The sequence below is a fragment of the Desulfitobacterium hafniense DCB-2 genome, assembly GCF_000021925.1.
Classification (GTDB): Bacteria; Bacillota; Desulfitobacteriia; order Desulfitobacteriales; family Desulfitobacteriaceae; genus Desulfitobacterium; species Desulfitobacterium hafniense.
Genome location: NC_011830.1, coordinates 3444640 through 3457859, shown reverse-complemented (window position 1 = coordinate 3457859; position 13220 = coordinate 3444640). Strand labels below are relative to the sequence as shown.

At 47.9% G+C, this 13220-nt stretch carries 11 protein-coding genes; 8 read left to right on the top strand and 3 right to left on the bottom strand.

Features of this window, described 5'->3' with window-relative positions; genetic code table 11:
- The first annotated feature begins 42 nt into the window (after positions 1-42).
- Positions 43-2979, top strand: coding sequence for an FAD-binding and (Fe-S)-binding domain-containing protein (locus DHAF_RS16125; protein ID WP_015944483.1), 2937 nt, complete (start codon positions 43-45; stop codon positions 2977-2979).
- 79 nt (positions 2980-3058) lie between these two features.
- Here DHAF_RS16125 and DHAF_RS16120 read toward each other — a convergent pair whose 3' ends face one another.
- Positions 3059-3298, bottom strand: a complete 240-nt coding sequence (locus DHAF_RS16120; RefSeq protein WP_015944482.1) for a TIGR03905 family TSCPD domain-containing protein — start codon at positions 3296-3298, stop codon at positions 3059-3061.
- Between the two features lie 173 nt (positions 3299-3471).
- Here DHAF_RS16120 and DHAF_RS16115 point away from each other — a divergent pair, with 173 nt between their 5' ends.
- On the top strand, positions 3472-4650 hold the full coding sequence (locus DHAF_RS16115) for an MFS transporter (RefSeq protein WP_015944481.1): 1179 nt from the start codon (positions 3472-3474) through the stop codon (positions 4648-4650).
- A gap of 175 nt (positions 4651-4825) precedes the next feature.
- On the opposite strand, the gene DHAF_RS26795 is transcribed toward DHAF_RS16115, so the two are convergent.
- The gene (locus DHAF_RS26795; protein ID WP_369405948.1) at positions 4826-4909 is read right to left on the bottom strand and encodes a putative holin-like toxin; all 84 of its coding nucleotides are present in this window, start codon (positions 4907-4909) and stop codon (positions 4826-4828) included.
- Positions 4910-5135: 226 nt separating this feature from the next.
- Between DHAF_RS26795 and DHAF_RS16110 the strand changes: the two genes are divergently transcribed.
- Positions 5136-5921, top strand: coding sequence for a hypothetical protein (locus DHAF_RS16110; protein ID WP_011460035.1), 786 nt, complete (start codon positions 5136-5138; stop codon positions 5919-5921).
- 134 nt (positions 5922-6055) lie between these two features.
- On the opposite strand, the gene pepT is transcribed toward DHAF_RS16110, so the two are convergent.
- On the bottom strand, positions 6056-7288 hold the full coding sequence (gene pepT / locus DHAF_RS16105; RefSeq protein WP_015944480.1) for a peptidase T: 1233 nt from the start codon (positions 7286-7288) through the stop codon (positions 6056-6058).
- 570 nt (positions 7289-7858) lie between these two features.
- On the opposite strand from pepT, the gene DHAF_RS16100 reads away from it, so the two are divergent.
- The 5 genes from DHAF_RS16100 (at position 7859) to DHAF_RS26125 (ending at position 13180) form a co-directional block, all read left to right on the top strand.
- Positions 7859-8245: a BlaI/MecI/CopY family transcriptional regulator gene (locus DHAF_RS16100; RefSeq protein WP_005812691.1), complete on the top strand. Its 387-nt coding sequence runs from the start codon at positions 7859-7861 to the stop codon at positions 8243-8245.
- Positions 8238-10481: a M56 family metallopeptidase gene (locus DHAF_RS16095; protein WP_005812689.1), complete on the top strand. Its 2244-nt coding sequence runs from the start codon at positions 8238-8240 to the stop codon at positions 10479-10481. Before DHAF_RS16100 ends, DHAF_RS16095 begins: the two co-directional genes overlap by 8 nt.
- Positions 10482-10541: 60 nt before the next feature.
- On the top strand, positions 10542-10769 hold the full coding sequence (locus DHAF_RS16090; protein ID WP_005812687.1) for a tautomerase family protein: 228 nt from the start codon (positions 10542-10544) through the stop codon (positions 10767-10769).
- A 261-nt stretch (positions 10770-11030) separates the two neighbouring features.
- Positions 11031-12992, top strand: a complete 1962-nt coding sequence (locus DHAF_RS16085; RefSeq protein ID WP_015944479.1) for an ABC-F family ATP-binding cassette domain-containing protein — start codon at positions 11031-11033, stop codon at positions 12990-12992.
- 35 nt (positions 12993-13027) lie between these two features.
- Positions 13028-13180 carry a hypothetical protein gene (locus DHAF_RS26125; RefSeq protein ID WP_015944478.1) on the top strand — a complete coding sequence of 51 codons (153 nt, stop codon included), beginning with the start codon at positions 13028-13030 and terminating at the stop codon, positions 13178-13180.
- The last annotated feature ends 40 nt before the right edge of the window (positions 13181-13220 follow it).

Below are 13220 nucleotides of genomic sequence, written 5' to 3'. Positions count from 1 at the left end.
TTCTGTAAACACTAACCTAACTGTAAGAAAGGACGTGAAGTCATGACCCATTGGCAAAGCGGAACACGCCCCCTGAATTACTATGTCAACCCCAGTGATCCCCGCAATCTGAAACAGAAGGAAGAGGATCTGAAAGAGCTTCCTCAAGAATATCAGGATTTTTACCGGGAGGTATCTCAATTCGTACCTTATCAGCGGATTTTTATCGATCCTCTCTATACTTTAGGTTATGGAATTGACGCGAGCTTTTACCGCCTCATTCCCAAAATTGTGATTCGGGTTCTCAATGATGCAGAGATGGGGGAGATTCTGCGTTTATCGCAGCGGACGAAAATACCGGTCACTTTCCGCACAGCAGGCACCAGCCTTTCCGGACAAGCCCTTACGGATTCTGTGCTGTTAGTGCTGCAAGGCTCTTGGCGGCACTATAAAATTCATGACCATGGCAAAAAGATCAGCTTGGAGCCGGGGATTCTCGGCGTGGAGGCCAATCGCTATCTTCGCTCCTATAAACGCAAGATCGGCCCGGATCCTGCATCTATCGATCACTGCATGATCGGCGGCATCGCTGCCAATAATGCCAGCGGTATGTGCTGCGGCACCTCGGATAACAGCTACAAGACCGTGGATGAAATGCGGATTATCTTCGATGATGGAACGGTGTTGGATACAGGGGATTCCTCCTCGCGGCAATATTTCAGGGAACGCAAGGGAGAGCTTATCCGACAGATCGAAGAGATACGTGACGAGCTTAATGCCGATCCTGATCTGGTGGCCATGATTAAAAAGAAATATAAGATTAAAAATACCACGGGTTACAGTATTAATGCTTTTGTTGATTTTCAGGATCCCATCGAGATCATTAAACATATTCTGATTGGTTCGGAAGGGACCTTGGGTTTTATCTCTGAAATTACTTACAAGACCGTTGTGGACTATGACCATAAAGCTTCAGCCTTGATTATGTATCCGGATATGGATCATGCCTGCCGTGCCGTGATGAAACTGGATCGGGATTTGGTAGCGGCGGCTGAGATGATGGATAGGCCTTCTCTGCGCTCTGTGGAAGATGCTCCCGGAATGCCGGATTATCTGAAGAGTCTTTCCGATACGGCAACAGCACTTTTAGTCGAAGTCCGGGGAGCCAATCCTGAGGAACTGGAGCAGCGGATTAAAAACGCCACCGCTGTCCTGGAAGATATACCGACCATCTTCCCGATCAGCTTTACTTCAGTGAAATCAGAATATGAAACCTATTGGAAGATTCGTAAAGATATCTTCCCCGCCGTAGGAGGTGTGCGTGCCCAGGGTACGGCGGTTCTGATCGAAGATGTGGCCTTTCCTTTGGAGCGCTTAGCCGAAGCGACTGCCGATCTGCGGGATAGTCTCAATAAATTCGGCTATACCGATGCGATTATCTATGGCCATGCTCTGGACGGCAACTGGCATTTTATCTTCACACCTAAGTTTGACAGTGACGAAGAGATCGCTCGCTATGAGGGATTGATGAATGAGGTCAATGAATTTGTCGTGAAGAAATACAATGGTTCCCTGAAGGCTGAGCATGGCACAGGCCGCAACATGGCCCCCTTTGTGGAGCTGGAGTGGGGAAGCAAGACTTATGAGCTGATGAAACGGATTAAATCGGCTTTTGACCCCCATAATCTCTTAAACCCCGGTGTGATTATTAATGACAATAAGAATGTTTACCTGGAGAATTTGAAGGCCATGCCGGCTTCTCATGATACCATTGATCGCTGCACTAACTGTGGATTTTGCCAGGATATCTGTCCGTCCAAGCATCTCACCACCACGCCCCGGATGCGTATTATCCTGCAACGGGAGATCTCCGACTTGAAGCGAACCGGCAGGGATCCAAAACGCTTGATGCGCTTGCTCAGGGATTATGATTATGCCGGCAATGCCACCTGTGCTACCGATGGGTTATGTGCCACGTCATGCCCTCTTAACATCAATACAGGGGATAACACCAAATACTTACGCTCTCGGGCTATTACACCGGCAACCCGCAAGGTGGCAAGGGCCCTGGCCAAGAATATGAACGGGGTAACCGGCATCATGCGCTTTGGCTTAGGTGCCGTGGATGGAGTCCATGGCTTTTTGGGCACACGCATCTTAGGCGGCATGGCCAGAACAGCCCGGGACGTCTCCCAGAGCAAGATCCCCTTATGGAATGAATGGATGCCCAGCAAAGGCAAGGGCAAGGTTAGGCCCCGGCCGCCCTTTGCCTCGGCTCAAGGGGGTGAAGTCCTGAAAGTCGTGTATTTCCCCAGCTGCATCAGCCGCTCTATGGGACCGGCCCGTAAGGACAAGGATCAAAGACCTCTTAATGAAGTGATGTGCTCTTTGCTTGCCAAAGCAGGCTATGAAGTGATTATTCCGCCGGGGTTGGATAAGCTTTGCTGTGGCATGCCTTGGGAGAGCAAAGGTTTTTTTGATATTGCCGATGAAAAAAGCGCGGAATTGGAAAAAGTTCTGCTCCAAGCCAGCGAGAATGGCAAATATCCCATCGTTTGCGATACCAGCCCCTGCCTTTACCGTATGAAACGAGCCTTCACATCAGGCATAGAGCTGCATGAATCCGTAGAATTTACCCATGACTTTTTGCTCCATCGCTTAAAGATCAAGAAAGCACGGGAAACCATTGCCGTTCACGTTACCTGCAGCTCGGTTAAAATGCGTCTGAGCGAAAAGTTCAAAGCCCTTGCCGAGGCTTGTGCTGAGAAAGTAATCATTCCCGATGATGTTCATTGCTGCGGTTTTGCCGGAGATAAAGGGTTTACTTACCCGGAATTAAACGATGCCGCATTGGCGGGGCTTAATGGAGCCCTACCTGATAATTGCGCCGGAGGATATTCCAACAGCCGGACTTGCGAGATTGGCTTATCCGCTCACAGTGGCATCAGCTACCAATCCTTAATCTATCTGGTGGATCGCTGCTCCAGTCCCTTAAGGTAAAAATTTTGCGCCATTGGCTCACTATTTTCGCAAGCAGAAACCCCGCCCGGTCATATTCTGACGACTGGGCGGGGTTCTCTTACTTGCTTGATTCCAGGGCTTTGACAAGCTGATCGGCACAGGATGTGGCTTTATGGCCACAGCGGATACCTTTGAGACGCTCCACCACGTCGTCTACAGACATTCCTTCCAGAAGCACAGCTAAAGCCTGCAGGTTGCCGGGACATCCGTTGACGAATTCGACATCGTATAGTTTGTTTTCCTTTATCTCGAAATGTATATGGCTTGCGCAAACACCTTTGGTTTTATAAGTACTCATAATCTGTCCTTTCCATGAAACTTTCCAAGAAATTTCTGTGATTTTTAATTCTGTTAGGTGATTTATAGTTCAACATCTATTATAATGATTCAATGGATATTTGAACAGAAACAAAAACTCTATATAAGGTAATGGTCTTAGCGGTTCAGCAGCAGTATGATGGGAGTGTACTCATGCAAAAGCAATATCTTCGGCCGATGGTTATTTTGGTCATTATCCAGTTCCTGGTTATGGTGGGCTTCGGGATAGTCATTCCCATCCTGCCTTTTTTGATAGAAGAACTGGGCGGCGGGGCTTTCTCACTGGGGTTATTTATGTCTGCTTATTCCATTATGCAGTTCTTCTTTGCCCCCTTTTGGGGAAGGCTGTCGGATCGCATCGGCAGACGGCCTGTTCTGTTAATTGGACTTAGTGGTTATGGCATTACCTTTTTTCTCTATGGAATGGCTGGAAATCTGCCTCTTCTCATCGCTTTTCGAGCTCTGTCGGGGGTGGTCTCTTCGGCCACTTTGCCTACCGCAATGGCTTATATGGCTGATATAACGGAAGGAGCGGACCGGTCCAAGAGTATGGGGATGCTCGGAGCCGCCATGGGATTGGGGATGGTTTTCGGACCGGCCTTAGGCGGTTTCCTGGGACATTATAGCTTTACGTTACCCTTTTACTTTGCAGGAACTTTGGCTTTGCTCGTCCTGCCTTTTGCCTGGAAGCTGCTGCCTGAAACCCTCAAAGAACCCAACCTGGAATCTAAACCAAAAGTACGCTTTCATCCCGGGGTGATTCGGGATCCTTTATTCCCGCTGTTTATCTTCAATTTCGTCCTTAGCTTTACGATGGCTATGTTTGAAAGCACCTTTACCTTGTTTGCAGCCGAGCGGGTGGGATTCGGGCCTCAAGAGATGGGCATCGTTTTTATGATTATCGGCATTACTGGTGTGATCGTTCAGGGAATGCTGATTGGCAAGGTGGTCAGGCGGTTTGGGGATGCCAAACCGGCCAAGGTGGGAGCACTTCTTTGCGCTGTGGCCTTCCTCTGGCTGCTTTGGGCACCTAATGCTATCCTGTTGGTTCTGGGAACGGTAGTATTTATGATTGGAAATTCCTTTATGGTCCCCACCGGCTCCAGTTTGGTGAGCAAGAACAGTCATACCGGGCAGGGAGCTTCGCTCGGTGTATTTCAATCCTTTGGCAGCCTAGGCCGAATTGCCGGCCCTCTGGTAGGGGGAGGCATCTATGGATTATCCATGAATACCCCCTATGTCATTGGGGCGGCCACCCTGGTTTTGTGCCTGATTTTCTTTGGCACCAAGATTCAGGATCGTAAAGCGGGTGAGCCCGGCACTCCAGCTTAGGCTGCACCATTGAGTGATGAAAAATAGCAGCAAATAGTGATGTTTTTGCTCAATATGTGGTATACTAAAATTAAAGAGGAGTCATGCGCTAACATGACCCCTAGCAACAGCCGCTTGAAGTGCGGTCGGCTTTGGAAATCGGAAAATAGACCGGCATTCCTTGAGCAGAGGCGGTCTATTTCCGTCTATCGGAGGTAAGTAATAAAGCAACTAATGCTCCAAAGGAGATCATTAGTGTTAAAGCTTCATATACTTCCATGGCATCACCTCCCTTCGGAGGAATGCCGACCGCTCTGCAAGCCCTTTCTGTTGCAAAATTAATTATAACATACAAGCACTCTCACCGGGGTGCTTTTTCTTATGCCCGAAAAGAGGCGATATTTAACATACTTCTTAACCACTGGTGCTAAAAGGGAAGAGTGAGTCATATGGATTTAGGGAGACAGGCTCGCAACACGAATTGCCCATAGAAATGAGGTGGCACAGTGGGGGAGTATGTAAGAGAAGAAGTCTACCCGATCATCCAGGGCTTGGATTTATATCTGGCGAAAGGCAAAGCGATTTCCTATAACTCAAGTTCCTTCAATCAGCTCAAATTGAATTTGCGGGAGTATGAGCTTTACTTTAATGAAAGACGCTGTGAGAATTTTGATATGGTGGGAACCTACCGGCCTTATCATTTTAATTCGGAGAATTTCGGTCTCTATCTTTATGCGGAAATGTTCGGGATGTATCTCTTAAGTATTCTCAGACAGACCTTGATGACCTTAAGAGAGGCACATACCCTGGCTTTGGATTCTGTTCTCACTCATGTGTCTTTCCATTATCTCATTGAGCGCTACTGTATTTTGCTGGATGATGTGGGAAGGAATAATGAGGGTCTTTACCCAGCTTATAAAAGAAAGATCTATAGTCAGACCTGGGGCACTCAGGATTGTCTTGAAGAAACCCTGGCCAACGCCTTTGTCTTAAAGGCGCACCCCTACTGGACCGATAAGCAGAAGGACTATATTCAATCCGTGTATGCACGGCAGCGGGAAGGGTATATTCAAGCCCACAATCTGAACCCTGTGCATTATCGGGAACTCTACGGTCTTCTGGAAAACCAGCTTAAAGGCCAGAGAAGCGCGCACGAGGTGCCCTCTCTTTATGATTTTGTCCATAAGAACTTACCCTTTCGCTTTATCGGGCTTCCGGTGTATTTGGTCAATGATTGCGGCAAGCTGGAAGAATTCATTCAAATCGTCGAACTCTTATTTCCACAGATATAGAAGTGCTTTTTAGATATAGAAGTGTTTTTAGAGTTTTCATCAGGTGAATGGAAAACCTGAGAAAACCATGAGTTGAAAAAACCGCGTGAGATCAACGATGATTTCACGCGGTTTTATATTGTAAGAAGGGCCCTTTAATTCGAATGCTCTTCGGCATAGAGTTCAATAATCTTGAGGATAACTTCCACGGATTTTTCCATGGCGAAGGTGGGAATAAATTCATAGCGGCCGTGGTAATTATGCCCGCCGGTGAATAGATTAGGGGTGGGCAGGCCCATAAAGGATAAGCGTGAGCCGTCGGTGCCCCCGCGGATGGGCTTGATCAGAGGTTTAACCCCCACCGTCTCCATGGCCTTTTGGGCTTTATCCACAATATGCATCACCGGCTGAATTTTTTCTTTCATGTTTTTGTATTGATCGGTGATCTCGACATGAAAATGTCCCGATCCGTATTTTTTGTTGCACTCTTCCGCTAAATTGAGCATGGTCTCCTTACGCTTGGCAAAAGAGTCTTCAGCAAAATCCCGGATAATGTAGTAAAGGGTGGTTTCTTCCACATCTCCCCGGATATCATTGAGATGATAAAAGCCCTCATAACCCTCGGTGGTGGCTGGTGTTTCCTGAGGAGGGAGTTTGACGATATATTCATTGGCTAAAAGAATGGAATTAATCATTTTGTTCTTGGCATTGCCGGGGTGAACATTTCTTCCTTTTACTTTCACGATAGCTTTGGCGGCATTGAAGTTCTCGTATTCCAGCTCGCCAATGGACCCGCCGTCCACGGTATAGGCAAAATCTGCTCCAAAACCGGCCACATCAAATTGGTCGGCACCCCGGCCGATCTCTTCATCAGGGGTAAAGGCCACACAGATGGTTCCATGCTCAATCTCCGGGTGTGCAGTCAGATAGGCGATTGCTGTCATGATCTCGGCGATGCCGGCCTTATCATCCGCTCCCAAGAGGGTGGTACCATCAGTAGTGATCAGGGTTTTTCCTATGTAATCCAGCAATTCCGGGAAGTCTGCAGGGGAGAGGACCAGATTGTGTTCCGGGTTAAGAAGGATGTCCTGGCCGTCATAATTCTCAACTAACTGTGCTTTGACATCGGTCCCTGAAAAATCAGGACTGGTATCCATATGGGCGATAAAGCCGATGGCGGGGATCGCCTTGGTAGAGTTGGCAGGCAAGGTTCCATAAACATAGCCCTCCTGGATGCGCGCATCCTGCAAGCCAAGCTCTTTAAGTTCTTGTTCAAGAAGCCGGGCTAAGTTCAGCTGCTTCCCGGTGCTGGGGGTGGTTTGGGACTCTTCATTGGATTGGGTGTCGATGGCCGCATATCTGAGAAAACGTTCGATGACACTGGACATGATTAAGCCTCCTCATTCGTTAATAGGGAACTAAATATAGAAATTAGTTAGCCTGGGTTTAATGGTTATATATTAGCTTTTTGGACTAAGACTTTCCAAGACCATGCCGGAGGGTGATACCCCTTGACGTTCAGGGATTGTAGGGTTGAAGATGAAAATTCGCCGGTTTTGAAATCGAGTCAGCTAGCTTAGTAAAAGTCAAAATCAGCGAATTTTTAAACTCACTTGCCATACCTTGGTATTGGCTGACAAGCAGATGAGCATTAAACATTTGTCCTTGAAATACCTAAGCCAGTCGTTAAGATAACTAAAAATAGCCCCCCTGGCAAGGACAAAGGCTATTTTTTAGGTCAATCCCATATGACCGCATCTGCGGACTAAGCTGGCATACCGGCTGAGATGTTAATCCATCGCCGCTTTTGCTATTCCTATTATAACCCTAAAACAGAAAAATATAAAGAGAATTGCTTGGAGGGTATTTTTGCTTTGATTGCTTGACATGTGTCGTGTGAAAGGCTATAGTATTTTTAATGAACGACATAAGTCGTGCAATGGGAGGGGAGGGTCGTAATGGTAACGGCAAATAATGCCCTTGGCAAAAGTGAGTGGTATATCATGGAGAAACTGTGGGAGCTGGCACCCCGCACCTATGTGCAGCTCTGCCATGAATTAAAGGATGATCCGGGCTGGAGTCGCAGTACAGTGCAGACCATGCTGGAACGCATGACTGAAAAAGGTGTTATTCGCTTTGAAGTGGTAGGGCGGGCCAAGCAATATTACCCCAATGTGGCACGGGATGATGTTGCGGTGGCTGAGGCACGTTCCTTGCTTGAACGGGCCTTTGCAGGCTCGGCAAGCATGATGATGAGCACCTTAGTACGGAAAAAGCAGCTTTCCAAAGAGGAGATCAACGAGCTGTACGCCATTTTGCAGGGGGCGGAGGATAAAAATGATTGAAACAGTGATGACCTCTTCCGTTCTGATACTTATTGTTGTCGCTCTGCGGCAGCTGCTGCGTGGCCGGATTTCCTCCCGGCTGCAATATGCGCTGTGGCTGCTTGTGGCGATCCGGCTGCTTCTGCCCTTTTCCTTGTTTGAAAGCCCCATCAGTGTGCTGAACGCTTTGCCCAAACAGCCCGGTGGCTTTGTTACTGTTGTTCCGACTACCATACCTAACCCAGCTACTCTAGCTACTTCATCTAATCCAGCTGTTCCAGCTGATCCTGCCAATCCAATTAATCCAGTTAATCCTGTGAAGGGAATAGAGCCAATCGGAATTCAGACAGCTCAAAATAACAATACCGTCACCAATGCTGCAGCTCATAAGACAGACTACGGAGCGATGGCAACTTATCTCTGGTTGGGCGGAATTTTGGCCAGCGGCGGGGTTTTTGTCATGGCCAATGTTCGCCTGAGCCGAAAGCTCAGACGAAGCCGGCAGCGAGTACATAATGCCTCTTGCCCGCTGGCTGTCTATGTCACCGAGGATTTGCCGTCTCCCTGTTTGTACGGATTGTGGAAACCTTCTATCTACCTGACACCTCCCAGTCTCGCCGATGAACAGAGAATAACCCATGTGATTGCCCATGAGTTGACTCATTACCGACATGGTGACCACATTTGGTCTCTTGTGCGCGTTTTATGTCTTTGTATTCATTGGTTCAATCCATTAGTGTGGCTTGCTGTGGTGCTATCCCGCCAAGACAGCGAGCTGGCCTGTGATGAGGGAACCCTTCGTGTACTGGGTGAAAAAAACCGCATGGCTTACGGCAAAACTCTCATCGAGATGATGACTGCATCGCCAAAGCCTGCGGATCTGTTCTACTGTGCCACCACCATGACAGGAGGTAAGGGAGAAATAACCGAGCGCATCAAACGGATCGCCCAGCAACCGCGCATGCTGGGGATCACCGTAGTTGCGGTGCTGCTGATTGCCGCTGTCGCTATAGCGGGTACCTTTGGCGGAGCTCATAGTGAAGCTGCAACCGGGGAACTGAGCCCTGCCGAAGCCCTCTGGAGAGAGCGTACAAACTATGTGGGTGATAATTCCGCTGTTGGCCGACTGATTGGTTTGTTGCCTGTACCGGAGGGTGTGCAGTACGATCACTTTAAGCTGCACACCGGTGAGCAGCCTTACGACATTGAACTTGTTTACTCAGTTTCTTCCGAGGTACTTAAGCAGTATGATACGGAAGAAGCCAGACAAGACAATCCTTTTCGCCAAAATGCCCTGATCCTGCTGGCCCTGGTTGATAATGCCGGAGGTATTCGCGCTACATTAACTGATGGCCAGCGTGAAGTAGGCTTTATCAATGGTCGTGAATGGGCGGATTATACGGTTGGTGAGGATGTCAGAAATTATGCCGAAAGCCCTGAAAAGTTGCAGGAGCTGATGGGTTTTTCCTTTGCCTCCGGGGCGGCAACTCAGGTCAGAACGCATATTGAAGGAGGAACCCTTGTTTATGATAGCTCCGGAATTGTCATTAAAGATATCGAAAGCCAGAATCTCCACGGTTTTAATATCAAAGGAAAAGTCATGCTCATCAGCGATCCTAAGCGGGTTACATTAGCCGTTACTGAGGAAATCGGCACAGTTGAAGAAAAACTCACGGATATGGTAAGCCGTTCAGGTGCCATCGCCGGCATCAATGCCGGCGGGATTTACCTTTCCCTTGAGGAGGGTAATGAAGTCTTTCCCGACGGCATTACGGTGCAGAACGGGGAAGTCGTTTACAATAATGCCGGGGATCAAGCAGTCGAGTTCATTGGTCTTGATGCCGAAGGTAAACTAATTACTGGACCTATGAATGTTCAGGAGATTAAAGAAAAGAATATTCAGGAAGGGGTAGGATTTTCCCCACCTTTAGCTGATAATGGGACGACCTTAGTCAGGGAGGGGAAGCCTGCCGTCCCCGGGGACGGCGGCTGGGGGATTGCCCCTCGTGCCGGAATCGGCCAGCGTGCAGATGGGACCCTTATTTTTATGGTGATCGATGGACGTGATCCTGATTGGAGTATCGGGGCAACCCTAAAAGATATGGAGAATCTCTTTTTAGAGTATGGTGCCGTAGAAGCGGTTAATCTGAGTGGCGGCTCCATGGTGGAGATGGTTTATGATGGCAAGGTATTGAATAAGGTCAGCAATATTTTTGGCGAACGACCCATCCCCACCGGATTTGTCGTGATGCCTTAATTGAGAAAGGTGCAAATGTTGTTTTCATTAACTACCGTAACTTAAAAAGGAGGATGTATTATGCCCCATATCGCAGTTAATCTTTATCCCGGACGGGATCGTGATACCAAGCTGGAGATTGCCAACAAGCTGAAAGACTTGATGGTAAGGGAACTCAATTTTCCACCTGACTCGATTTCAGTGTCGGTTGTAGAAATTGAACCGGACAATTTCGTAGAGACAATTCAGCAAAAATATGATGGCAAGGATTTATATATTTCTTCTCGTGCTGTGAAAACATCGACATAGCTAATCATAGTTTGAAAGATTATTGTTAGAGTAGATCGACTCCCTATAACGGAGCCGGTCTGCTTTTTTCGCGTATTCCTCAAACATCTCAGTCAATGTCTGGCATCAATAGAATTAATCTGTGATCCGGTTTAAATATGGCTTATGGATTTGCAGTTCACTGGAGCTCATAGAAATGATATACTTAAAGTTAGTGTGTATAAAACATGGCTCGGTATATCTGCTGCCTATTTATATTATTAAACTATAAGGGGAATCAAAATGAATCTGTTAACTGCTGAGTCCCTAACCAAGAGTTATGGAATTAAGCCTTTATTCCAGGATATTTCCTTAGGCATAGAGGAAGGTCAAAAAATTGGTATTATCGGGGTCAACGGAACAGGGAAATCCACCTTGCTGAAGATTCTGGCCGGCTTGGAGCAGCCGGATCAAGGGCAGATCACGACCAATAATGAGCTGCAGTTGGAATATCTTCCCCAAGAGCCCGACTTCGATCCCGAGGCTACGGTATTGCAGCAGGTTTTTAAAGGCAATTCCCCGCTCATGAAGCTGCTTAGGGACTATGAAACGGCCCTGGAACGGCTGAATCAAGATCCCAACAGCGAAAGTTACCAAAATACCCTGCTCCAGCTAGGCCAGAAGATGGACAGCCACAATGCCTGGCAAATCGAGAGTGAGGCTAAAGCCGTTCTCACTAAGCTGGGGATAACCCAGTTTGATATTCCTGTCGGGACACTGTCCGGAGGACAGCGTAAACGGGTGGCTTTAGCCGGTGCACTGATTCAGCCTTCAAATGTATTGATTCTGGACGAACCTACCAACCATATCGATAATGAGATGGTGGATTGGTTGGAGAATTACTTGCATAAGCTTAAGGGTGCTCTTTTGATGGTCACTCATGATCGCTATTTTCTTGATCGGGTGGCGAATCGAATTTTTGAACTGGATCGGGGAAAACTTTATGCATATCCAGGTAATTACAGCCGTTTTTTAGAATTAAAGGCAGAGCGGGATGAGCAGGAGGAAGCCACAGAAAGGAAACGGCAAAATATCCTGCGCAATGAGCTGGCCTGGATTCGCCGGGGAGCTAAAGCACGCACCACCAAGCAAAAAGCACGCATTGATCGGTTTGAACAGCTTCAAGCTGATCAGCCTGAAGAGAAGACCGGGAAAGTGGAAGTTTCTGCAGGAGCAGCCCGGTTGGGAAAAAAGGTCATCCAGTGTTCTCATCTGCGTAAATCATATCCCGGCTCAGGGACGGTTATTGATGATTTCAGCATCATCCTGGCTAAATATGATCGAATCGGGATCATTGGCCCCAATGGCAGCGGCAAGTCAACCCTGTTAAATATTTTGGCTGGGCGGATGCCAGCCGATGCCGGAGAGATCGAATGGGGGCCCACAGTAAAGCTGGGGTACTTTGCTCAGGAATACCGGGAGTTTGAACCACAGACTAAAGTGATCGATGTGATTAAAGCCGTGGCGGAAGTGATTCCAACTTCTGATGGAGGGGTCCTGACGGCCTCGCAAATGCTGGAACGCTTCCTTTTCACTCCTGCCCAGCAATGGACTCCCGTTGAAAAGCTCTCCGGAGGAGAGAAGCGGAGACTTTATCTGCTGCAGGTTTTGATGAGCTCCCCTAATGTGCTGCTGCTGGATGAGCCGACCAATGATCTGGATATTCAAACCCTTAGTATTCTTGAAGATTATTTGGAGGATTTTCCCGGAGTGGTGATCACGGTATCCCATGACCGCTTTTTCCTGGATAGGGTGGTAGATCAAATTCTGGCCTTTGAGGGCCAAGGAAGAATCCATTTCGCCATTGGGAACTATACAGACTATAGGGAACAGCTGGCCAGGCGGATTGCGGAGGAGCAGTCCTCAAGAGAAGCCCTCTCTAAGACGCAGAAGCTGAACGGCCAAAACTCGAGGCTGGGTGAAGCTGAGGCTGCCGGGCATCAGGCCAAGCCAAAAGAGCGCCCGGTGAAAATGAGCTATAAAGAGCAACGGGAGTATGAACAGATTGAAGACAGAATTGCCGGTCTTGAGGGTCAATTGGAACAAGTGGATCAAGACATGGCGGAAGAGGGAAGCAATTACGGTAAATTGAATGAGCTGATGAAAGCAAAAGAAGACTTGGAGAAGCAGCTGGAAGAATCTCTGGAGCGCTGGACCTATCTCAGTGAACTTGCCGAGGAGATTGCGGGTCGTAAAGCCCCCTAAGAGTAATGGAGCAAAAAAACCGGAGGTATATGGCAATGGATAAAAATATAGAGCTAATGAAAAAGCTCATCGAAGAGAAGAAGAAAAAAAGTGCTCAGCAAGGCGGACCCAATAAGGCTGCTGCTAAGTTAGGGCAAGCCCGCGGCGGGATCAAGAGCCATAAAAAAGGCGGGCTTTTTGATAAGTAGATCTGGATATTGCCCGTGGATTGACATAGGGTTTATAATA

Excerpts from the sequence above, each read along its gene's own strand:
- DHAF_RS26125 (WP_015944478.1), top strand. The coding sequence starts at position 13,028 with ATGGATAAAAATATAGAGCTAATGAAAAAGCTCATCGAAGAGAAGAAG.
- DHAF_RS16100 (WP_005812691.1), top strand. The coding sequence starts at position 7,859 with ATGGTAACGGCAAATAATGCCCTTGGCAAAAGTGAGTGGTATATCATG.
- DHAF_RS26795 (WP_369405948.1), bottom strand. The coding sequence starts at position 4,909 with ATGGAAGTATATGAAGCTTTAACACTAATGATCTCCTTTGGAGCATTA.
- DHAF_RS16085 (WP_015944479.1), top strand. The coding sequence starts at position 11,031 with ATGAATCTGTTAACTGCTGAGTCCCTAACCAAGAGTTATGGAATTAAG.
- DHAF_RS16120 (WP_015944482.1), bottom strand. The coding sequence starts at position 3,298 with ATGAGTACTTATAAAACCAAAGGTGTTTGCGCAAGCCATATACATTTC.
- DHAF_RS16125 (WP_015944483.1), top strand. The coding sequence starts at position 43 with ATGACCCATTGGCAAAGCGGAACACGCCCCCTGAATTACTATGTCAAC.
- DHAF_RS16095 (WP_005812689.1), top strand. The coding sequence starts at position 8,238 with ATGATTGAAACAGTGATGACCTCTTCCGTTCTGATACTTATTGTTGTC.
- DHAF_RS16115 (WP_015944481.1), top strand. The coding sequence starts at position 3,472 with ATGCAAAAGCAATATCTTCGGCCGATGGTTATTTTGGTCATTATCCAG.
- DHAF_RS16090 (WP_005812687.1), top strand. The coding sequence starts at position 10,542 with ATGCCCCATATCGCAGTTAATCTTTATCCCGGACGGGATCGTGATACC.
- pepT (WP_015944480.1), bottom strand. The coding sequence starts at position 7,288 with ATGTCCAGTGTCATCGAACGTTTTCTCAGATATGCGGCCATCGACACC.